24 protein-coding genes are annotated in these 20,558 nt (G+C 60.7%); 10 read left to right on the top strand and 14 right to left on the bottom strand.

Translation table 11 applies throughout. The annotated features are described in order from the left end of the window. Window positions 1-2: 2 nt before the first annotated feature. The 7 genes from CUJ84_RS05965 (at window position 3) to CUJ84_RS05935 (ending at window position 4,606) form a co-directional block, all read left to right on the top strand. A complete protein-coding gene (locus CUJ84_RS05965) occupies window positions 3-446 on the top strand; it encodes a TIGR02301 family protein (RefSeq protein WP_105005559.1) in 444 nt (147 codons plus the stop codon). Window positions 447-549: 103 nt separating this feature from the next. After that, entirely contained in the window at window positions 550-807 is a 258-nt protein-coding gene (locus CUJ84_RS05960; RefSeq protein WP_003546972.1) for a hypothetical protein, read from the top strand. An 18-nt stretch (window positions 808-825) separates the two neighbouring features. Continuing rightward, window positions 826-1,578, top strand: coding sequence for a hypothetical protein (locus tag CUJ84_RS05955; RefSeq protein WP_027685287.1), 753 nt, complete (start codon window positions 826-828; stop codon window positions 1,576-1,578). A gap of 98 nt (window positions 1,579-1,676) precedes the next feature. After that, on the top strand, window positions 1,677-2,531 hold the full coding sequence (locus CUJ84_RS05950; RefSeq protein ID WP_105005558.1) for a YgfZ/GcvT domain-containing protein: 855 nt from the start codon (window positions 1,677-1,679) through the stop codon (window positions 2,529-2,531). Continuing rightward, window positions 2,528-3,136: a YfbR-like 5'-deoxynucleotidase gene (locus CUJ84_RS05945; RefSeq protein WP_017993499.1), complete on the top strand. Its 609-nt coding sequence runs from the start codon at window positions 2,528-2,530 to the stop codon at window positions 3,134-3,136. Before CUJ84_RS05950 ends, CUJ84_RS05945 begins: the two co-directional genes overlap by 4 nt. Next, window positions 3,133-3,663 carry a tyrosine phosphatase family protein gene (locus CUJ84_RS05940; RefSeq protein ID WP_017993498.1) on the top strand — a complete coding sequence of 177 codons (531 nt, stop codon included), beginning with the start codon at window positions 3,133-3,135 and terminating at the stop codon, window positions 3,661-3,663. The genes CUJ84_RS05945 and CUJ84_RS05940 overlap by 4 nt, the downstream gene beginning before the upstream one ends. Before the next feature lie 58 nt (window positions 3,664-3,721). Continuing rightward, window positions 3,722-4,606, top strand: a complete 885-nt coding sequence (locus CUJ84_RS05935) for a mechanosensitive ion channel family protein (protein WP_105005557.1) — start codon at window positions 3,722-3,724, stop codon at window positions 4,604-4,606. A 100-nt stretch (window positions 4,607-4,706) separates the two neighbouring features. Here the strand turns inward: CUJ84_RS05935 and CUJ84_RS05930 are convergent, their stop codons facing one another. Both CUJ84_RS05930 and CUJ84_RS05925 read right to left on the bottom strand, forming a co-directional pair. Further along, complete coding sequence (locus CUJ84_RS05930) at window positions 4,707-5,222, bottom strand: superoxide dismutase family protein (protein ID WP_105005556.1); 516 nt, start codon at window positions 5,220-5,222, stop codon at window positions 4,707-4,709. A 217-nt stretch (window positions 5,223-5,439) separates the two neighbouring features. Next, window positions 5,440-5,793, bottom strand: coding sequence for a hypothetical protein (locus CUJ84_RS05925; RefSeq protein WP_199788781.1), 354 nt, complete (start codon window positions 5,791-5,793; stop codon window positions 5,440-5,442). Window positions 5,794-6,221: 428 nt separating this feature from the next. On the opposite strand from CUJ84_RS05925, the gene CUJ84_RS05920 reads away from it, so the two are divergent. From CUJ84_RS05920 to CUJ84_RS05910, 3 genes are all read left to right on the top strand, one after another. Further along, complete coding sequence (locus tag CUJ84_RS05920; protein ID WP_105005554.1) at window positions 6,222-8,126, top strand: putative bifunctional diguanylate cyclase/phosphodiesterase; 1,905 nt, start codon at window positions 6,222-6,224, stop codon at window positions 8,124-8,126. Between the two features lie 137 nt (window positions 8,127-8,263). After that, window positions 8,264-8,923, top strand: a complete 660-nt coding sequence (locus CUJ84_RS05915) for an HD domain-containing protein (RefSeq protein WP_199788780.1) — start codon at window positions 8,264-8,266, stop codon at window positions 8,921-8,923. 9 nt (window positions 8,924-8,932) lie between these two features. Beyond that, window positions 8,933-9,790 (top strand): MOSC domain-containing protein, encoded by an 858-nt coding sequence (locus CUJ84_RS05910; protein ID WP_105005552.1) that lies wholly within the window; start codon window positions 8,933-8,935, stop codon window positions 9,788-9,790. Between the two features lie 65 nt (window positions 9,791-9,855). Here CUJ84_RS05910 and CUJ84_RS05905 read toward each other — a convergent pair whose 3' ends face one another. The 12 genes from CUJ84_RS05905 to rpoZ form a co-directional block, all read right to left on the bottom strand. Beyond that, entirely contained in the window at window positions 9,856-10,851 is a 996-nt protein-coding gene (locus tag CUJ84_RS05905; RefSeq protein ID WP_105008097.1) for an aldo/keto reductase, read from the bottom strand. A gap of 101 nt (window positions 10,852-10,952) precedes the next feature. After that, window positions 10,953-11,723 carry a DNA repair protein RecO gene (gene recO, locus CUJ84_RS05900; protein WP_105005551.1) on the bottom strand — a complete coding sequence of 257 codons (771 nt, stop codon included), beginning with the start codon at window positions 11,721-11,723 and terminating at the stop codon, window positions 10,953-10,955. Between the two features lie 119 nt (window positions 11,724-11,842). Next, window positions 11,843-12,328 carry a response regulator gene (locus CUJ84_RS05895; protein ID WP_105005550.1) on the bottom strand — a complete coding sequence of 162 codons (486 nt, stop codon included), beginning with the start codon at window positions 12,326-12,328 and terminating at the stop codon, window positions 11,843-11,845. A gap of 208 nt (window positions 12,329-12,536) precedes the next feature. Next, complete coding sequence (locus CUJ84_RS05890; protein ID WP_105005549.1) at window positions 12,537-13,289, bottom strand: Crp/Fnr family transcriptional regulator; 753 nt, start codon at window positions 13,287-13,289, stop codon at window positions 12,537-12,539. Window positions 13,290-13,424: 135 nt separating this feature from the next. Further along, window positions 13,425-14,366, bottom strand: a complete 942-nt coding sequence (gene era, locus CUJ84_RS05885; RefSeq protein ID WP_003558094.1) for a GTPase Era — start codon at window positions 14,364-14,366, stop codon at window positions 13,425-13,427. Window positions 14,367-14,373: 7 nt separating this feature from the next. Continuing rightward, the gene (gene rnc, locus CUJ84_RS05880) at window positions 14,374-15,093 is read right to left on the bottom strand and encodes a ribonuclease III (RefSeq protein WP_105005548.1); all 720 of its coding nucleotides are present in this window, start codon (window positions 15,091-15,093) and stop codon (window positions 14,374-14,376) included. Next, complete coding sequence (gene lepB / locus CUJ84_RS05875) at window positions 15,090-15,833, bottom strand: signal peptidase I (protein WP_003558090.1); 744 nt, start codon at window positions 15,831-15,833, stop codon at window positions 15,090-15,092. Before lepB ends, rnc begins: the two co-directional genes overlap by 4 nt. A gap of 178 nt (window positions 15,834-16,011) precedes the next feature. Beyond that, the gene (acpS, locus tag CUJ84_RS05870) at window positions 16,012-16,416 is read right to left on the bottom strand and encodes a holo-ACP synthase (RefSeq protein ID WP_105005547.1); all 405 of its coding nucleotides are present in this window, start codon (window positions 16,414-16,416) and stop codon (window positions 16,012-16,014) included. A gap of 38 nt (window positions 16,417-16,454) precedes the next feature. Next, window positions 16,455-17,045 (bottom strand): DUF2062 domain-containing protein, encoded by a 591-nt coding sequence (locus CUJ84_RS05865; RefSeq protein WP_027685300.1) that lies wholly within the window; start codon window positions 17,043-17,045, stop codon window positions 16,455-16,457. A gap of 161 nt (window positions 17,046-17,206) precedes the next feature. Further along, the gene (locus CUJ84_RS05860; RefSeq protein WP_003558084.1) at window positions 17,207-17,356 is read right to left on the bottom strand and encodes a DUF3563 family protein; all 150 of its coding nucleotides are present in this window, start codon (window positions 17,354-17,356) and stop codon (window positions 17,207-17,209) included. Between the two features lie 184 nt (window positions 17,357-17,540). Beyond that, window positions 17,541-19,775, bottom strand: coding sequence for a RelA/SpoT family protein (locus CUJ84_RS05855; protein WP_027685301.1), 2,235 nt, complete (start codon window positions 19,773-19,775; stop codon window positions 17,541-17,543). A 206-nt stretch (window positions 19,776-19,981) separates the two neighbouring features. Beyond that, on the bottom strand, window positions 19,982-20,386 hold the full coding sequence (gene rpoZ / locus CUJ84_RS05850) for a DNA-directed RNA polymerase subunit omega (protein ID WP_003558080.1): 405 nt from the start codon (window positions 20,384-20,386) through the stop codon (window positions 19,982-19,984). Window positions 20,387-20,558: the final 172 nt, after the last annotated feature.

The raw sequence follows: 20,558 nt of genomic DNA, 5'->3' as shown, positions 1-20,558 counted from the left end.
TCATGCTGAGCGTATCAACTACGAGCATGATTCCCGTTCGACGCGTTTTTCTGTCCCTGCTCGTGCTCGCCGGCCCCACGATGGCGCAGGGCAAGAATACGCCGGCTCCACAGGAGGAGCAGATTGCGCCGCCGATCGTGAACGTGCCCTATGACGACAAGCTGGCGCGGTTCGCCGAGGTGCTGGGTTCCGTGCATTATCTCAGAACGCTCTGCAAGGCGCCTGGCGGCGACGAGTGGCGAAACGGCATGCAGCAGCTGCTCGATTCGGAGACTGGCAACGAGCAGTTGCGCAAGGAAAAGCTCACAGCGGCCTTCAATCGCGGCTATCGCGCCTTCGCCTCGGTCTATACGGATTGCACCCCGGCGGCCATCGTGGCAGAAGAGCGCTACCGTAACGAAGGTGCAACACTTGCCACAGAAATTACCTCGCGCTTTGGAAATTGACGTTTAATTAACCTGTTTTCGCATGCGGACGTGTCGTTTTGGGAAAAGGCTGTTAGTGTTGTTAACGGTGCAGTAAGACATGAGAAGTTCTGAGGAAAAGACAATGGAAGCAAGCCTCAACGACATCGACGACATGATCGTCCACGAAAAGATGCAGGCAGCTCTGGAGTACCAGAACGAGGCTTGGGCCGACGGCATGGCCGACGGGATTGAGCCTGAAATCATCGCTGATGCCGCCATTGCACATGCGCTGCGCGAGACGATCAGATTGCATGGGGAAAAGAGCGCCGAAGCCCTGCTGGATTCGCTGCGTGAGCGCATGCTTGCCGGCGAATTCTCAGCGAACCGCACCCTGCAATAATTATTATCAGAGAGTTTGATGCACACCGGTAAAGAGAAAGTTTCGCGAATTTCGCTCGCGCCGGTGCTGCTTGCGTTCAGCCTCGCGGCCGGCAATGTTTTCCTTGCGCCGGCAGCCTACGCGCTTTCCGAACTGCACAACATCCCCGGCCAGGCGGCCAACGAGACGCCGCCCGCACAGGGAAGCGCTCAGGGACAGAGCCAGCCGCAGACCACTCCCGGCGTTCCCATGGCCGATCCGCTGGTCAACAGCCAGAACAATCAGGGTGTCGACAAGACGCCCGGCGCCCAGGATAATTCCAAGCCCGTCGAGGTGATCTACGACATCAGCAAGGTTCCAGAACCGGTTCGCAAGATGCGCGAGCAGATCGTCGAAGCGGCCGCCTCCGGCGATCTCGAACGGCTGCGGCCACTGATGGGCACCGGCGCCGACCAGACACAGGTGACTGTGGGCGAACCGACCGACGATCCGATCGGCACGCTGAAGGATCTGTCGGGCGATCCTGATGGCGACGAGATCCTTGCCATTATGCTCGATATCGTCTCGACCGGCTTCGTGCATGTCGGCCAGGGCACAGCAGACGACATGTATGTCTGGCCCTATTTTGCCGAGAAGGACCTGAAGTCGCTGACGCCGCCGGAGCGCGTCGAGCTGCTGCGCATCGTCACGGCCGGCGATCTCTCCGACATGCAGGAGTTCGGCGGATATAATTTCTACCGCCTCGGCATTACGCCTCAGGGCAAATGGAAATTCTTCACAGCGGGCGATTGATGCCCGTCTCGCCTGCGCTTTTCACGTTTCGCATGGCGCTTGCGATCCACCTCATGAAGACATACCTCTGAGCGATGACCAACGCGACAGGTTCCGCCATGCCAGCCGTATTCCTGAAAGACCGCTCATTGCTCCTTGTCAGCGGCGCGGAAGCCCAATCCTTCCTGCAGAACCTGATCACTACCGATATCACCTCACTCGGCGCCGACGAGGCGCGGCCCGGGGCACTCTTGACGCCGCAGGGCAAGATCCTGTTCGACTTCATGATCTGGCAGGACGGCGACGGCTACATGATCGAAACCGAGGCCGGCCAGCGCGACGGCCTGCTGAAGCGGCTGACAATGTACAAGCTGCGCGCCGCCGTCACACTTGCGCCAGGCACCGAAGACGGCGTCACCGTTTCCTGGGGCGAGGATGCCGAGGGCGTCCGGGACAGCCAAGGCGTCCGAGACAGCCGCTTCGCCAAGGCGGGCGTCACGCTGACCCGTCGGGCAGGAAGACACGGCGATGGCAAAGAAGCGCTCTACGACGCGCTGCGCATCAGCCACGGCATCGTCACATCAGGATCGGACTTCGCCCTGCAGGACGCCTTCCCGCATGACGTGCTGATGGATTTCAACGGCGGCCTCTCCTTCAGGAAAGGCTGCTATGTCGGCCAGGAGGTCGTCTCGCGCATGCAGCACCGCGGCACCGCGCGCCGGCGCGTCGTGACGGTGTCCGCCGCGACAGCCCTGCCGGAGACCGGGACTGAGATCACCGCTAGCGGCAAGCCTGTGGGAACGCTCGGCTCTGTCGAAGGCGGCAACGGCCTTGCGATCGTGCGCATCGACCGCGCCGGCGCCGCGATGGCGGCAGGCACGCCGCTGCTCGCCGGTGAAACGCCCGTTTCCCTCGTCCTGCCAGCATGGTCCGGCCTTGTCTTTCCCACAAGCGGCGACGAGGCCAGCGCGTGACAACGACGAAAGCTCCGCGTGCCTGGCAACGCATGCTGTCCGGGCGCAGGCTCGACCTGCTCGACCCCTCGCCGCTCGATGTCGAACTTATCGACATCGCCCATGGGCTTGCGCGGGTTGCCCGATGGAACGGCCAGACCTCCGGCGATCATGCTTTTTCGGTGGCCCAGCACAGTCTCGTCGTCGAGGATATCTTCCGTCGCTTCAACGATGCGCGGCCGCAGGAATGCCTGATGGCGCTGCTGCACGACGCACCCGAATATGTGATCGGCGACATGATCTCGCCGTTCAAATCGGTGGTCGGCGGCGGTTACAAGACGGTGGAAAAGCGGCTGGAAGCCGCCGTGCACCTGCGCTTCGGTCTGCCGCCGCATCCCTCGCGCGACCTCAAGGACCGAATCAAGAAGGCCGACACGATCGCCGCTTATTTCGAAGCGACCGTGCTTGCCGGTTTCACACCCGCCGAGGCACAGAAATTCTTCGGCCAGCCGCGCGGCATCAGCAAGGACATGCTGATGATCGAACCCCTGCCGGCGATCGAAGCGCAGCGGCTGTTCTGCGAGCGCTTCGCGGCGATCGAGGCCGAGCGGGGGATGGTATCGTGAGCTTCATCGTCGTCTCGCCGCTGTCGCGCATTGCAGAAATGGCCGTGCGCCACAAGGCGCGCGACATGATCAGCCTGATCGCCAAGGAGCAGGCCTTTCACCGGCCGGGCGTGATTGCGGCCGAGCGTCATCTGACACTTGGTATGAACGATATCGTCTTCAAGGGCACCGGCGATCTCGTGGCGCCGGACGAGACGCATGTCCGCGGGATTATCGACTTTGCCGCATCGTGGCGGCAGGAGACGCCTCTGCTCATCCATTGCTGGATGGGTGTGTCGCGATCACCGGCCGCAGCCCTCATCGCCGCACTGTCGCTGGCACCCGATCAGAGCGATGAAACGCTTGCCCGCCGGCTCCGGACTGCCTCACCTTTCGCGACGCCGAACGCCCGTCTGATCGAGATCGGTGACGCGCTGCTCGGCCGCAGCGGCCGGCTGGTCGCGGCGGTGCGGGCAATCGGACGCGGTGCGGATGCCGACGGCAATGCGCCCTTTGTGCTTGCGATCCGGGACACCGTTGGCGGTTGACGCTGCCGCCAGCCGCTCCATCTAGGCCCCGACCACGTACAATCGACAGGGCCAGATCATGGAACAACAGGCAGCCGATGTCCTCCTCGCCACGCAAACGGCACTCAGCCAGGCAAGCGCGCTTGCGGTGCAATATTCCTTCTCTGTCCTCGGGGCGGTGATCCTGCTCGTTCTTGGCTGGGCGCTGGCCGGTTTTACCAGCCGCTGGGCCTATGAAGGCTTGTCGCGCGTTCATGGCATCGACGAGACGCTGGCGCGATTCTTCACCAATGTGCTGCGCTATGCGCTGCTCATCCTGGTGTTCATCACCGTCCTCGGTCAATTCGGCGTCCAGACCGCCTCGATCATCGCAACCCTCGGCGCAGCGGGCCTGGCGATCGGACTGGCGCTGCAAGGGACGCTGCAGAATATCGCCGCCGGCATTATGCTGCTGATCCTCAGGCCTTTCCGCGTCGGCGAATATATCGAGACCAGCAGCGTGGCCGGCACGGTGCGCGAAATCGGATTGTTTGCAACCGAGCTCAAAACCGGCGACGGGCTCTACCGGTTGGCGCCGAATTCGACACTGTGGAACACGCCCATTACCAATTTCACCCGCGAGCCCACGCGGCGGAACGAGCTGAAAATCAGCGTCGCCTATGAGGATGACATCGATCTGGCGATGGAGAGGCTGATGAACCTTGCCAAAGCCGATTCCAGGGTGCTGACGTCACCGGCACCCAGCGTCTTCATCGACAGCCTCGGTGATGGCACGATCTCCGTAGCGCTGCGCTACTGGGCAAAGACAGGTGACTGGTGGCTGGTCAGCCGTGACATGGTGAAGCGCGTGAAACTCGCCTTCGACGACAATCCTGACGCCGTGCCGGATGCTTCAGATGCCGCGCCGGCAAAGAAGTCCAATGGTAAGACGGCTGCCGAAAATCCGACGCCGACGCGGCAGTAAGACATTGCAGCGCCGCGGATCTTTTTAAGACCCGCGGCGCTGTGCACTTTGAATTCCTAATTTTGTCCAATCGATGCCGATCTAAGAATTGCGCCGTAGCCTATTTGATGACGCCGCAAGAAAGTCTTTCCCCGGCATCACCCGAAGGCTGGCTGCGATAATCATCCGAATTGGCGTGCACCATCAATGCGCGGCCGCGAATGCCGTCAGTCTTGCCGTCGAGCGTAACCATGCTGTCAAAGATCTGTGCCCGTAGCATGCCGTCCTGCCCGACATATTGATTGGGCATATCGCCGGCGTGCGGCCCCTTGGCGGCAAGAATGCCGTGCTCGGCCTTCTCAGGATTGAAGTGGCCGCCCGCCGATTCGTGATGGGTCGCGGCGTCGCAGCGGCCGGTCTCATGAACATGAAACGCCACCCATTTATTCGCCGGCAGTCCCGATATCTCGACTTCGATCAGGACGCCGCCGTTGGCGGCAGCCGTCAGTTGCGCGCGACCGTCCTCCTTGCCGTCCTTGCCGACGAAATTGGCGACCGCCGTTTGCTTGTCCTGAGCGCCTGCCGGCAATGCAACCGCAAGCAGGCTCAAAGCGGCGATAATACGCATGGCTTTCATGGAGATCTCCTTTCGTCCGGTTGTTCTTCTGAACGTGTCAAACCGGAAGGTGTTCCTGATCTAAAGCGCGGCGCGTCCGATAGGACGCTCTAGCACTTTGCGTGACGCATAATCCTTTCCGAAAATCACTCCGATTTTCGGGGGTATGCGCAGGAATATCGAATGAGAAAAGCCGGCCAACCGGCCGGCTTGCAGATCTCTCGAATTGAGATGCCGCTCAGGCGACGGCGTCGAAATCGAACTGGCCGTAAGTCTTGCGGTAGAGATCGTCGGACTGATCGCCTGATGTCGGCGCGGCCTGCTGCAGCGGATAGGGAACGGCGATGCTGCTTGCAGTGCCGCTGTCACGCGTGTCCATCATCAGCGCAATCAGGCTGCCGGAAAATTTCGGCTGCGTGTCGCTGGCCCTATCGTCTTCGAGGAGTTCCTTGATGATACCGGGCTTCTCATCGGCGGCACGTTCGCCGCGGCTGAGGACGCCATCGCCATTGGCATCGAGCCGCGAAAGCGTCGCCAGATATGCGTATGAAGTGTCTGAAACGGATGTGGTGCTGGTCATACAAACCTCCATTCACCGCCTTCTGCCGGTGGTGTTTGTACGCAATACGAACGTTGGAAAATCACTGTTGACTCGGTGGTTAAACTGATTTGCGCAGTGCGTCAATAAGTTGTTAACTTCTCATTAACGATGATTGACAAAAGTTAACGGAACACCTGAACGCAGGCCTCCGCCAGCGTCAGGGGGCCGCCTTCCTGCGTATTTCAGCTATTTTTCACATATAAAACAAACGTCTAACGCAGCGACGTCGCTGCTGCACTGCAACCGAATATTAATCCGGCCCATACAAAATGGACATCACGCATCACCAGCAGGCGTCCAGCTTATAAAAAATCAACCTCTGTATTCATTTTAGAAAGGTCTTTCATGTCCGGCGAAATGAGGCACGTTCATCAAACGAGGACGCCTTCCTCCGCTGTCGTCCCGCGAGACGCATGCACATGAAAGCTGAAGCGCTCTTCTGGCGGCAATGCACCGAGGCCGTCACCGCCGATGGATCGATCGATGCGCAGCGCCTGATGGATCTTGTGATCGCGACCTATCGCCTCCATGAGAGCGACTATGACGAAATCGAGAGAAGCGCGGAAACGCTGCTGAGGGAAAACCATGCGCTGAAAGGCAATATATCAGCCCTCAGCCAAGCGTTCGACGGACAGAAAAAACTCTTCGAAATCATCCTCAACAACCTGCCGCTCGGTCTCAGCGTCTTCGACTCCGACCAGCGGCTGACCCTTTCCAACACCCGCTTCCGCCAGCTCTTCGACCTGACGGACGAAGATGTCATTGCCGGCGCGACAATCGCCGATCTCACGGCCAAAATGCGCGGCACGGAGAGCGCCAGCACCAAGCCCGGCCGGCGGGCCGGGCGACATTCTTCCGCAACCGTAAGGAGCAGTAGTCTCCGTCGGCGCGAATGGTTGATGGACGATGGCCGCATCATCCAGAGCATGGTGACTATCCTTTCCGACGGCAGCAACATTTCCATTCATGCCGATATTACCGAGGATCGAAGGGCGGCCGAGCGCATCACCTATCTCGCCCACCACGACCCGCTCACCGGCCTTCCGAATCGCATCCATTTCCGCGAGCAGGTGGATGCGACGCTCACAGAGCGCAGGCCAGATCAGCAGATTGCCCTCGTTCACCTCAATCTCGACCGGTTCAAATCGATCAACAACACGATGGGCGTTTCGGCCGGCGACAAGATCCTGCTGCAGGTCGCCGAGCGCATCCGAGCCTCGGCCGGTTCGGAAAACACCCTGGCGCGCCTCGGCTCGGACGAATTCGCCATCCTGCAGACGGGCAAGCAGCAGCCCCGGAACGTGACGGCGCTTGCCGAGCGGATCCGCCGGGAGCTTTCCAAACCATTCCTCCACGGCGAAAAACAGGTGGAACTCAGCGTCTCCATGGGCATCGCAATCGCCCCTGAGGATGGCGAGGAAACCGATATCCTGTTGAAAAATGCCGGCGTGGCGCTGTCACATGCCAAGGCGGACGAGCGCAAACGCGAACGTTTCTTCGCCAGCGAGATGGAAGCGCAGATCCAGCTGCGCCACGCGCTGGAGGCGGACCTCAGAGCAGCCGTTGAGAATGAAGAATTCGAGCTGCACTACCAGCCGCTTTATGACCTCGTGCAGCGGCGCATCTGTGGTTTCGAAGCGTTGATCCGTTGGAACCACCCGGCTCGAGGCCGCGTTCCGCCGATGGATTTCATTCCGCTTGCCGAAGAGGTCGGCCTTGTCGTCGATATCGGCCGTTGGGTTTTGCGCCGGGCCTGCAACGATGCAGCGCAATGGCCGGAGGGCATCAAGATCGCCGTCAACGTTTCGGCAATCCAATTCAGCAGCAGCGACCTGACGCAAGATGTCAGCGAGGCGCTTGCCGCTGCGGCGCTGTCGCCGTCGCGGCTTGAACTCGAAATCACTGAGAGCGTGCTGATGGAAAATCTAAGCGAAGTGCTGCCGATCCTGCATGCGCTGAAGGAGCGCGGCATCCGCATCTCGATGGACGATTTCGGAACCGGCTATTCCTCACTGAGCTATCTCTCGAGCTTCCCCTTCGACAAGATCAAGATCGACAAGTCCTTCGTCAACGACATCGTCGACAACAAGGAAGCGCATGCGATCATGCACGCGATCATCCTGCTCGGCGATGCGCTCGGCATGCGCGTCACCGTCGAGGGCGTCGAGACGGCCGCGCAGCTGGCGCTGCTCGAATGCGAGGAATGCGACGAGATCCAGGGTTATCACATCAGTCCGCCGCGACCGGCGCGTGACGTGCCCCATATTCTCTCCCTGCCGCCGAAGAACAGCGGCGTGACGCGTCTTCCTGAAATCAAGCACTGAGATCCCCCTTGATTGCGACTCGCACGGCAAGCCGCTACAAAATCGGCTGCGATTCCTGAGATCTTCGTTGTCGCATCCTTTTACCGCCAGCATTCAATTCCGCGCCGATGCCCTATCGGCGGAAAACGATCTTCCTCATGACAGGTGGCGCTATGTTCGCGGCTGAAGCCTTCTCCCCACACGAAACGCTCGCGGCGGCGCTGATTGCGCATGCGGCCGACGGTGACGACGGCTCGCACGACCTTGCCCATATCCTGCGCGTCTTCAGGAATGCCATGCGCATCCATGCGGGAGAAGGCGGCGACGGGCGGGTGCTTGCCGCTTCCGTGCTGCTGCATGACTGCGTCGCCGTCGAGAAGAATTCGCCGCTGCGGGCAAAAGCATCGGCTTTGGCGGCGCAGAAGGCATCGGCGATCCTGGCGGAGCTCGGCTGGAGCGTCGAGGATATCGATGCCGCGGCCCACGCAATCACCGCGCACAGTTTCTCCGCCGGGGTGGCGCCGCAAACGCTTGAGGCGAAGATCCTGCAGGATGCCGACCGGCTGGACGCGATCGGCATGGTCGGCGTCGCCCGCTGCTTCTATATCGCCGGGCGACTGGGATCCGGGCTCTATGATCCGTTCGACCCGGCGGCAGCGGACCGCCCGCTCGATGACAAGCGTTATGCCATTGACCATTTCCAGACGAAGCTGTTCAAACTGGCGGAAGGATTCCAGACCGAGACCGGCCGCAAGCTGGCGGCCGCGCGTGACAAAAGCTTGCGCGACTTCCTCTCGGCCTTCATGGACGAAATCTAGGAGAACGGCATGCGTGTCAGCGACCTCTTCATCTACCCGCTCAAGAGTGCCCGCGGCATTGCGCTGCCGGCCGCCGACATCGACGCCTATGGGCTTCCCGGCGATCGGCGGGCGATGATCACCGATGCGCGAGGGCACTTCATCACCCAGCGCGAGTTGCCCGACCTCGCACGCATCGAGGTACGACCGGAGGCGAGCGCCTTTCGGCTGCTGATGCAGGGGAAAACGGACATATCGGTACGACCGCCTCCGCCTGAAAACCGCATGGACGTGACCGTGTGGAAATCTGCCGTCAGCGCCGCTGTCGCCGATCCGGAGAGCAACCGGCAGCTTTCCGAATGGCTTGGCCGCGAGGTGCGCCTGGTCTTCTTCGACGGGCAGGCACGGCGGACGGCAAATGCCGAATGGGCCGGCGAAGCCACGCCCGTGACCTTTACCGACGGCTACCAGATCCTGGTGACGACGACCGGCTCGCTGAAGGCATTGAATGCCGATCTCGCCGCCCATGGCGAAGGCAGTGTCGGCATGGAACGCTTCCGTCCGAACATCGTCGTCGATACCGACGAGGCTTGGCCTGAGGACCGCTGGGCGGCGATCGAGATCGCCGGCATCCGCTTCGATCTCGTCAAACCCTGCTCCCGCTGCATCATGACGACTCAGGACCAGTTGACCGGGTCCCGCGAGGGACCAAACCCGATGCCGGCCATGGGCCGCATCCGCATGTCGGCCGACCGGCGCGTGCCGGGCCCGCTCTTCGGTTGGAACGTCACGCCGCGCGGTAGCGGCAGGATCACGATCGGTGACTCCGTCCGCATCGTTGAAGAGAGGCCGGAAGGCTGGGCGCTTAAGCGCCGCGCCGCAGCATAAGCAATTCCAGAAAAAGGGCGAGGCGGTTCGCCCTCCGGATTGCGTGAAAACAACGAGTTAGAGCGTCACACGCGATCGAGCGCGGCATCGATGCCTGCCATGGCATCGGCGGGCAGTGGACCCTTCTCCAGCGCGCCGGCATTTTCCTCCACCTGGGCAACGGTGCGGAAGCCGGGAATGGGAAGGGTGCGCGGCGAGCGTGCCCAGAGCCAGGCAAGCGCGCCCTGCGTCAGCGTGCGGCCGCCTGATGTCAGGAGATCGCGGACGGCATCGAGCCGTGCGGCGAATTCCGGGGCAATACGCCCGTCCTTGAAATAGACCATCCAGTCGAGGGCCGCCCCACGGACATCCTTGGCGCCCACTGCCTTGTCGACGGTGAACTTGCCGGTCAGCAGCCCCATCGCCAGCGGACCGCGATTGATTGACATCAGGCCCTTCCCCTCGATCACTGTGATCATCTCCGGCACCGGTTCGAAAACGTTCATCGTATGCTGGATCGAGACGTAGCCCTGGCGGCTGGTATGGCGGGCGGCACGATCGGGAAAATCGGTGCTCCAGCCGAACGCATCGATCTTGCCTTCGGCGCGCAGCGCCTCCAGCGTATCGAAGACGGCATCAGACTGTTCCAGCGGAAAATCATTGAGGTGGAACTGCAGGAGATCGAGGCGATCGCGCTTGAGGCGGCGCAGCGAGGTCTCGACCGAACGGCGGATGAAGGCCTCATCGGCGAAGGCGCCGATTGCCTGCTTGGTTGCCGGATCGGTGGCGAAGCCGAACTTGGTGGCGATGACGATATCGTCGCGATTGCCGATCGCCCGGCCGAGCACCTCCTCAGAGTGGCCAGCGCCGTAGTTCGAGGCCGTGTCGAAGAAGCGGATGCCGAGTTCGATGGCGCGATTGATCGCTTCCACGGATTCCTCGTCGTCGACATCGCCCCAGCCGAGCGGCGTGTCGCCGGCGAAGAAGGGGCCGCCGATCGCCCAGCATCCCATGCCGAGGCGCGGAATTTCGCGGCCGTTCCAGAGCGTGATCGTCGTCGGTGATGCGGTCTTGGTCAGCATGAGGTCCTCCTTGATTGGCAATCCTGTGAAGACATAGGAAGCGCTCACCAGCAGGTAAACCGCCAAATCCGGAGGATGTTTTGCACCCGTAAAAAACGAGGTCAGGCCGAAATACCATTCGGGCCGGAAAGCGTCCGCAAGGCTGGATTAAGCGCCTTGAGCGCGGCCTGAACGAAACCCTCACGGGCAGTTGCCGCCTCGATGCCGCGCGGCTCATAGACGTGGCGATGCAGAAAGAACCCTGTCAGCCGGAATGCAGCTGCGAGGCTATCGAAGTCGGCCGCATGATTGCCTTCGATGCTGAGGAACGGCGGCAGGAGCAGCATTTTGTCCGCCCAGGGCGCACCGGCGCTGCGGCTGACGGCGCGGCCGGATTTCGGCGAGACATAGACGAGATCGGAACGGGCGCCGGTCGCGGCGCATTCGGCAAGATCCAGGCCGAAGCCGAGATCATTCAGCACAGCAAGCTCGAAACGCACGAAGAGTTCGCCGGCATCGGCCGGGTTGTGCAGGTGATCGAGGATGACCTCCAGCGCATCGAAGAGATGCGGATGCGGGTCACGCTCCGGCAGCAGCCGCAGCAGCGCGCCCATCGCCTGGACACCGTAGACGGCGGTCGCCGTTTCCATCAGCCGGGCAGCGCGCAGCGTCACCGGCTCAACGCGAAATTCGCCCAGATGCTCGTCAAGCCGGGCACGCCAGATAACCTCGACGGCATTGCCCGCCTGCAGCACCGGCTGCATGGTCCGCGAGCGGCCGGAACGCACCAGGCCGAGATGGCGGCCGCGATCACGCGTCATCACCTCGGCGATGACGCTCGTCTCCCCGTGGCGCTTGACGCCCAGGATGATCGCATGGTCCTGCCACTGCATCGAAAGAAGTCCTTACGGCTGACGAATCCATCCTACTGCATAATTCAACGCGTTACAGCGTCCTTTGCGCGTCTGAAAGACGCGCTGCAATGCAAGGCTGGCTTCCGTCATGGACCGCGTCAGGCGACGGCCGGGAAAAGTCTCTGCAGGAATTCCCGCATCGCCGTTTCGTCGAACGGCTTCACCAGAAGCGGTATGTGCTGCAGGTCGGGTGGGAAATCGCCGGTATCGGAATAGCCGCTGACGAAGCCGAAGGGGATGCCGATATCGAGAAGATGGCGGGCAAATCCGAAACTCATGCCCTCGCCGAGATTGACGTCGAGAAGGGCGAAATCATATGTCTCTGCAGCGATGGCAGCCCTCGCCTGTTCCAAACTGCCGACGATATCGATGCTCTCGACGCCGGCCAGGCGCAGAATATCCTCCGCCTCCATCGCGATGATCAAACTGTCTTCAAGAACCAGAACACGGATTGCGCTCATGATTCGATGCCCCTCGTCGGGCGCCTGTCGTAGCGCCCCGGCCGTTTCGCCAACATCATTGCCCTCCGGTGCCCCGCATGGCACGCTATCGGTGAATTCCGCCACCTTTTCTGAATAAACCATTTTTCTGCCCGGTCGATAAGAATCAAAATCGGAGGAAAGACGACGGCCGAGCTTATTTTGCCTGCTGCTAATCTGCATTTAAAAAAGACATAACCAAGCTGCTTGGCCAGGCATGTCGCGCAAAACTGTGCAGCGGTTTTGTGACAGCGGCATGCGCAAAACAAAGACCTAAAGCGCGAGGGGCGAATCTGAAAGATCGCAACGCGCTTTAGATGAACGGGCGTTTGCCCTCTCCGAGCCCTTCCCAGCCGGCGATCGCCATCAATTCCTCGCCGTTCAGCACCTCGCAGCCGCGCTCCTGCCAGCGGATCAACCCACGTTCGCTGAGCTTTTTCAAGGTCTTGTTGGTATGAACGATGGAAAGACCGAGCGTGTCGGCAATGTGCTGCTGGGTGATGGGGATGAATTTGCGGCCATTGAAGATATTGAGCTTCCGGCCGCGCTCGAACAGGAAAGCGATCAGGTAGGCTGCTCTTTCCAGCGCCGTGCGGCGGCCGATGCTCAGGAGATGCTCATCCAGGATGCGCTCCTCGCGCGCGGCGATCCAGGTGATGTCGAAGGCGAGCGAGGCGTGCTTGTTGTAGAGCGTCATCAGCCTGTCACGCTCGAAGACACAAAGGGACACGGGCGAAAGCGCTTCGACTGAATGCTGCATCTCACCGGCAATCGTTCCCTGCAGGCCGACCAGGTCGCCCGGCATGATATAGTTCAGAATCTGACGGCGCCCGTCCTCCAGCATCTTGTAGCGGAAGCCCCAGCCGGCGAGCACCGTGAAGAGATGAGCGCTATGGGCGCCCTCGACGAGGATGGTGGAGCCGGCATCGACGGCAAGCTCACCCTTCTTGAAGTTCGAAACGAATTCCAGCTCGTCACGGCTGAATTCCCTGAAATGCGGCAAGGGCCGCAAAGGACATTGCTCGCAAGGGGTCTTGAAAGAATTGATGGGTCTCGACGTCGCCATAGTTGCCCTACCGTCGCAAAATCGGCGCGCCGTTCGTTAACAAATGCGCAAAGCATGGATTTGTTCCATGAGCGAGCCGGTTTTTTTATGCGGAAACAAAGGGCTGGCGCCAACCCGACGAAATCCTTGCCATGCTTATTTCGGGAAATCGAGACCCATTTCGCGGAACCGCTCGGGATCATCACCCCAATTCTCGCGAACCTTGACGAACAGGAAGAGATGGACCGGCTGTTCGAGGATCTGCGACAATTCCTTGCGCGACGCAGTCGAGATCGCCTTGATGGTTTCACCACCCTTGCCGAGGGCGATCTTCTTCTGGCTGTCGCGCTCGAGATAGATCACCTGCTCGATCCGCACCGAGCCGTCCTTGCGCTCTTCCCACGTCTCCGTTTCGACATGCGAGGCATAGGGAAGCTCCTGGTGCAGGCGCAGAAACAGCTTCTCGCGGGTGATCTCGGCGGCGAGCTGGCGCATCGGCAGATCGGAGATCTGGTCTTCCGGATAGTACCACGGCCCCTCCGGCAGCGTTTTCGCCAGATAGTCCATGAGGTCGTCGCAGCCGGAGCCGTTTTCGGCTGATATCATGAAGGTGCGCTCGAAAGCGATCTTCTCGTTGGCGGCAGCGGCCAGTGCCAGCAGATCCTCGCGGTTGACGCGGTCGATCTTGTTGAGCAGCAGGATCTTCGGCTGCCGGACTTCCTTGAGGCCTTCGAGGATGGCTTCCGCATCGCCGCGCAGGCCGCGCTCGCTGTCGATCAGCAGCACGATCAGATCAGCATCCCTCGCACCGCCCCAGGCCGAGGTCACCATGGCGCGGTCAAGCCGGCGGCGCGGCTTGAAGATACCAGGCGTATCCATGAAGACGATCTGGGCATTGTCGTGGATCGCGATGCCGCGGACGATGGCCCGCGTCGTCTGCACCTTATGGCTGACGATCGAGACCTTGGCGCCGACGAGGCGGTTCACCAGCGTCGACTTGCCGGCATTGGTCGGCCCGATCAGCGCGACGAAGCCCGAATGCGTCGGACCATTGGTTTCTGCGGCAGCTTCGGCCGCGATATCTTCTTCTTGTGTCATTGTCCCGTCAGTTTCCGGCAGTCGATTGCTGCCAAATGCCTTCGCGCTCGAGCATCTTCGTTGCCGCGACCTGTTCGGCGGCACGCTTCGACCGCTCTACGCCGGTTTCAGGCTTAATGCCAGCAACTTCCACCGTCACCTTGAAGCGCGGATCATGATCCGGTCCGCTGCGTTCATCAACCCGGTAGATCGGCGTGACGCCGAATTTCGCGTGCGACCATTCCTGCAGCTCAGTCTTGGCGTCGCGCTTGGCGCCATCGGCCCGCACTGCCCTGCCCTGCCAGTAACGCAGAATGAACCGGCGGGCAACTTCGAGGCCGCCGTCGAGATAGATCGCGGCGATCAGGCTTTCGACGACGTCGGCGCGCACGTTCATCATGCGCTTGCCGGTCAATTTCTTCACATCGGCGCCGGTGCGGATATAGAGGTGAAGATTGAGTTCGTCGGCGACCGCGGCGCAGGTTTCAGCGCTGACGAGTTGGTTGAGGCGAACCGAGAGCTCGCCTTCTCCCGCCGTCCCGAAGGTGCGAAACAGAAGTTCGGCGATGCAGAGCCCAAGGACCCTGTCGCCGAGGAATTCCAGCCGTTCGTAATTGCCGCCCTTTTCGGTGCGGGCGCTGGCATGGGTCAGCGCGCGATCCAGGCGTTCCTTTTCAGCGAAATCATGACCGATCAGGCCTTCAAGCTTTGCGCGGTCCGCCGCAGAAAGCGTCTGCGCCTTGCTCATTCAACAACCTTGAAGAGGCGGTCCCAACGCATGTTCGTCGGCCACTTCCAGATTTCGCGGAAGGAGGTATCGTTGCCGAGCGAGAAGAAGATGACGCTGGCGCGGCCGACAAGATTTTCGGCAGGCACGAAGCCGACATCGAAGCGGCTGTCGAGCGAGTTGTCGCGGTTATCGCCCATCATGAAATAATGGCCTTCCGGCACGATGAATTCGCGGGTGTTATCGCCGCGCGACACCGGAGACTGATCAAGCGTGTCGTAGGTCTTGCCGCTGTCGAGCGTTTCGCGGAACACCGGCACATCCGCGCCCGGATCAAGCTTGTAATCCGAGGTGAAGCTACCGTCCGCTACCTTCGGAACCGGCTTGCCGTTGACGTAGAGCACGCCGTCGGTAACCTGGATATGGTCGCCTGGCAGGCCGATGCAGCGCTTGATGTAGTCGATCTCGGGGTTTGGCGGGAAGCGGAAGACGACGATGTCGCCACGCTTCGGATCGGCGCCGAACAGGCGGCCGCTGAAGACATCAGGCGAGAAGGGCAGCGAATATTTCGAATAGCCGTAAGCGAACTTGTTGACGAAGATGTAGTCGCCGACCAGCAGCGTCGGCATCATCGAACCGGATGGAATGGTAAAGGGCTGGAACAGCACCGTTCGGATCACCATCGCCAAAATCAGCGCCTGGATGATGACTTTGATATTTTCCCAGAGGGCGTTCGGCTTGGCTTCGACTTTTTCGGACACGCAGTCTTATTCCTTCAAGACGCCGCGGCGGCGCAATTCTTTCTGTCGTTCTCTCTAGCGGCTTCGGCCGGTTGCGGCAATGGCGACAACATCAAAAGCGACGAGAGGTCGCGTTCAACGCTCCCGAGGTCGCCATCAACAGCTCCCGAGGTCGCGATCAACGCTCCCGAGGTCACGATCAGAGGCTCTCGGGCAACGCCTCGATAATGACGAAGGCCTGCGCCAAGGGATAATCATCCGTTATTGTCAAATGAATGGCGGGCCTGTGGCCCGCGGGCAGCAGCGATTCGAGGATCAGCGCGGCGGCGCCTGATAAAATCATGGTCGGCTTGCCGCTCGGCAGGTTGACGACGCCCATGTCCTTCCAGAAGACGCCCTGCGCTATGCCGGTGCCGAGCGCCTTGGAACAGGCCTCCTTGGCGGCGAAACGCTTGGCATAGGATGCGGCACGGTTTGCCCGGCGGTCGGAACGCGCGCGCTCGATCTCGGTGAAGCAGCGATGGGTGAAGCGCTCGCCGAAGCGCTCGATGGATTTCTCGACACGGCGAATGTCGATCAGATCGCTACCAATGCCGATGATCATGCCGGAACCTTCCGTCGCTTAAGAATTCTTGGTCGGGTTCATATGCTCGGCATGTCGCCGGCCGGAACGGCAAGACGCAGGCGCGCCCGTTCCATCAGCCGAATATGGCGGCGCGTCTGAAAACCCTTCACGGTGTAGAATGTCAGCGCATAGAGCGCAACGGAGGTGACGGTCGCCGGCGGAATGGCGCCGACCAGCATCGGTTCCAGCACCGGCTTCCACAGCTCAGCGAAGTTCAGCTTGTGAAAAAGGGCGGCGAGATCCACCGTCTGACCGGCCAGATGATCCTCGCGGCTCAACAGCAGATGTCCGATCTCCCAGGTGATGCCCCAGATGAAGGGATAGGTCAGCGGATTGCCGAAGGCGGCGCATCCGAGGGCGGCGGCCACCATACTGCCCGAGAGGAAATAGGTGATGACGAAAGCCATGACAAAATGCACGCCGATGAAAGGCGTCCACGAGACGAACACACCCGCAGCAACGCCGGCGGCAACCGCATGCGGCGAAGCGCTCAGGCGCAGGACGCGCATTGTCAGGTAACGGATCGGGCGAAGGAAACCCTTGCGAGGCCATAAAAGCTCCCGCATCTTTTCCTTGAATCCCGCAGGCTTGCGACGGCGAAACAACATGGCCGGTATTTAGTGCAGCGCACACGGCCATGACAAGAGCGGCAAATGATACCGCTCGAAAAACCGCCCCTCATTTCTCTCTGCGAAGAGGAGCTTCTTCATGCCGAGGGGCGTCCGTTATGCATAACGTCCCTCACTCGTCTCAAGTATAAAGTTCGCTATCAGCGATTGCGGAACAGACCGCGGTCGACCTGACGCTGACGAAACTCGAGATCGATACGATCGAGCGAGCCGTTCAAATAAGCCATTTCACGTTCCTGCGTGGTCGGAGCGCGGAAGGCACGTGCGAATTTCTTGATAGGGTCAAACATTACCTTGTCTCATCTTCTGTTTGCGTTTCGATAGCCAGAAGATAGGCCCGGCAGAGGTTAATTACCACCGCTGCAACATGGAGACAGCCATGCGCTCAGCGCATCGCTTGCCCTTTTGATGCGCCATCTCGATCATAAAATGTGCAATTTTTTGTCCAGCCCCCCGAGGGCGCTTAACAAAAGCTTACTCGTAGAGCCGCCGGACCGTGGCGATGCAATCCAGTTCCTTCATCTGGGCGAGCAACTGGTTGAGCTGACGCAGGTCCCAAACCTCGACCTCGAGCATCATTTCGGTGAAATCGGCCGCCACCCGCACCGTGTTCAGCAAGCGGATATTGACGTCGAGGCCTGCGACCGTCTGGGCGACCTTGGCAAGCGTCCCGGGTTCATTCAACCCGTTTACCATGATGCGCGCCATGAAACGCGACTTGTTGGCTTCGTCGAGATCCCAGCGAACGTCGATCCAGCGGTCGGGCTGATCGTCGAAGCGCTGCAGGCTCGGCGACTGGATCGGATAGATGGTGATGCCCTTGCCTTGGTCCATGATGCCGACGATGCGATCGCCGGGCACGGCGCCGGTTGGCGCGAACTTGACGTCGACATTGCCGGACAGGCCGCGGATCGGCCCGATATCGGCGTCAGTGTCAATTTCCGAATGGCCACCCTCGTGCCCGGCCTTGGTCTTGCCGGGAATCTTGAAGATCATGCCGGCGGCGCTGCGGACGTTGAACCAACCGTCGTCGCCGGAGGGCTTCACGGTGACGCGCTCATCCTGATGATCGGGATAGACGGCGCGCAGCACGTCGAGCGAGGACATCTCGCCGCGACCGACGGCAGCGATCGCATCCTCGACATCCTTCTGGCCAAGACGGTGCAGCGCCGGCTTCATCGCCTCGCGCGAGAAGATCTTGCCGGCCCTATTGAAGGTGCGCTCGAGAATGCGATGGCCAAGGCCGGCATATTGCTTGCGGATCGCCATGCGGGTGGCCCGGCGGATGGCGGCGCGCGCCTTGCCGGTCACGACGATTTCCTCCCAGGCGGCGGGCGGAACCTGCACGCCGGAGCGGATGATCTCGACCTCGTCGCCATTTGCAAGCCGCGTCACCAGCGGCATGATCCTGCCGTTGATCTTGGCGCCCACGGTGGTGTCGCCGATATTGGTGTGCACCGCATAAGCGAAATCGATCGGGGTGGCGCCGCGCGGCAGGGCAATCAGCTTGCCCTTCGGCGTGAAGCAGAAGACCTGGTCCTGGAACAGCTCGAGCTTGGTGTGCTCGAGGAACTCTTCCGGGCTGTCGCCCTCGGCCAGGGCCTCGATCGTATGGCGCAGCCAGGAGTAGGCATTGGATTCGCGAGAAAGGATGTCGCCATCGGCATTGGTGGCGCCGTCCTTATAGAGCGTGTGGGCGGCGATGCCGAATTCGGCGATTTCGTGCATGCGCTTGGTGCGGATCTGCAGTTCGATGCGCTGGCTGGAAGGACCGACGATGGTGGTGTGCAGCGAACGGTAATCGTTCTGCTTCGGCGTCGAGATATAGTCCTTGAAGCGGCCGGGCACGACGCGCCAGCGCGTGTGGACGATGCCGAGCGCCCGGTAACAGGAAGGGATATCCTCGACGATCAGGCGGAAGCCGTAGACATCGGAAAGCTGCTCGAACGAAAGCGACTTCGACTGCATCTTGCGGAAGACTGAATAGGGCTTCTTTTGCCGGCCCTTGACGTAGGCGCTCGTCAGGCCGCTTGCGACCAAAAGGTCGCGCAGTTCAGCCTCGATCTTCTTAACGATGCCCTCGTTGCGCTTCGAAAGCTCTTCCAGCCTTTTGGTGACGGTTTCATAGGCTTCCGGGTTCATATGCCGGAAGGAGAGCTCCTCGAGTTCCTCGCGCATGTCCTGCATACCCATGCGGCCGGCGAGCGGCGCATAGATTTCCATCGTCTCCTCGGAAATGCGGGCACGCTTGTCGGCCGACATGTGATCGAGGGTACGCATATTGTGCAGGCGATCAGCCAGCTTGACGAGCAGCACGCGCACATCGTCGGAAATGGCAAGCAACAGCTTGCGCAGGTTTTCCGCCTGCTTGGCCTTCTTGGTGACGAGATCGAGCTTCTTGATCTTCGTCAGACCCTCGACCAGCCGGCCGATATCCTCGCCGAAGAGTTCGTCGATCTCGGCGCGCGTCGCTGTCGTATCCTCGATCGTATCGTGCAGCAGAGCGACCGCGATCGTCGATTCATCGAGGTGCATGTCGGTGAGGATGGCAGCGACCTCGAGCGGATGGGAAATATACGGATCGCCGCTCGCGCGTTTTTGCTGGCCGTGCTTCTGCATGGCGTAGACATAGGCTTTGTTCAGCAGTGCTTCATTGGCATCGGGCTTGTATTGCTGAACCCGCTCCACGAGCTCGTACTGCCGCATCATTCCAAAGCCACTCCGATAAAAATAAAAGCGCGCCAATCAACGATTGGCGCACACATGGGCAATAATATGCCTAAGCAATAAAGGTGCAAGATTGACGATTGGTAATCGTCGCTCTTTTGCATCGCATAAAGCATTTTTCCGGATCGCATCAATGCGACCGGGAGGATCATACTCAACCGATGCGACCGGGGATCCGGCCGACGCGCTTAGTAGTCGTCGCTCTTTTCCGGCGGCACGAGGCCTTCGATGCCGGCAAGCAGCTCTTCTTCCGACATCTGGTCGAAAGTGATCGTCTCAGGCACGTCGTCCTGCTCTTCGCTGTCGGCTGCGGCGACACCGCCGGCGGCGATCATGCTTGCCGGATCGGGCTCGGGCTCGTCGACTTCGACATGCTTCTGCAGCGAATGGATCAGATCTTCCTTGAGGTCGTCGGGCGAAAGCGTCTCGTCGGCGATTTCGCGCAGGGCCACAACGGGATTCTTGTCATTGTCACGATCGATAGTGATCGAGGCACCCTGGGAAATCAGCCGGGCGCGGTGGCTGGCGAGCAGAACCAGCTCGAAGCGGTTCTCCACCTTGTCGATGCAATCTTCAACTGTGACACGGGCCATTGCCTGTCCTTTACGGTCGTCATTTCGGGATTAACACGCCCGATACAATTAAAACCGGGCAAATACAAGTTTTTCATTCCGGCTCCCCTCGTCTTTATCCGCGGCTGAGCTAGATTCCCATGGAGAATGTCATAATTCCACCGAAGGTTGCTTGGAATATGTCGAATCGTGC

Source organism: Rhizobium leguminosarum (assembly GCF_002953715.1).
GTDB classification, from domain to species: domain Bacteria; phylum Pseudomonadota; class Alphaproteobacteria; order Rhizobiales; family Rhizobiaceae; genus Rhizobium; species Rhizobium leguminosarum_V.
The sequence above is the reverse complement of the archived record's forward strand: the minus strand, read 5'-3'. Positions and strand labels throughout refer to the sequence as shown.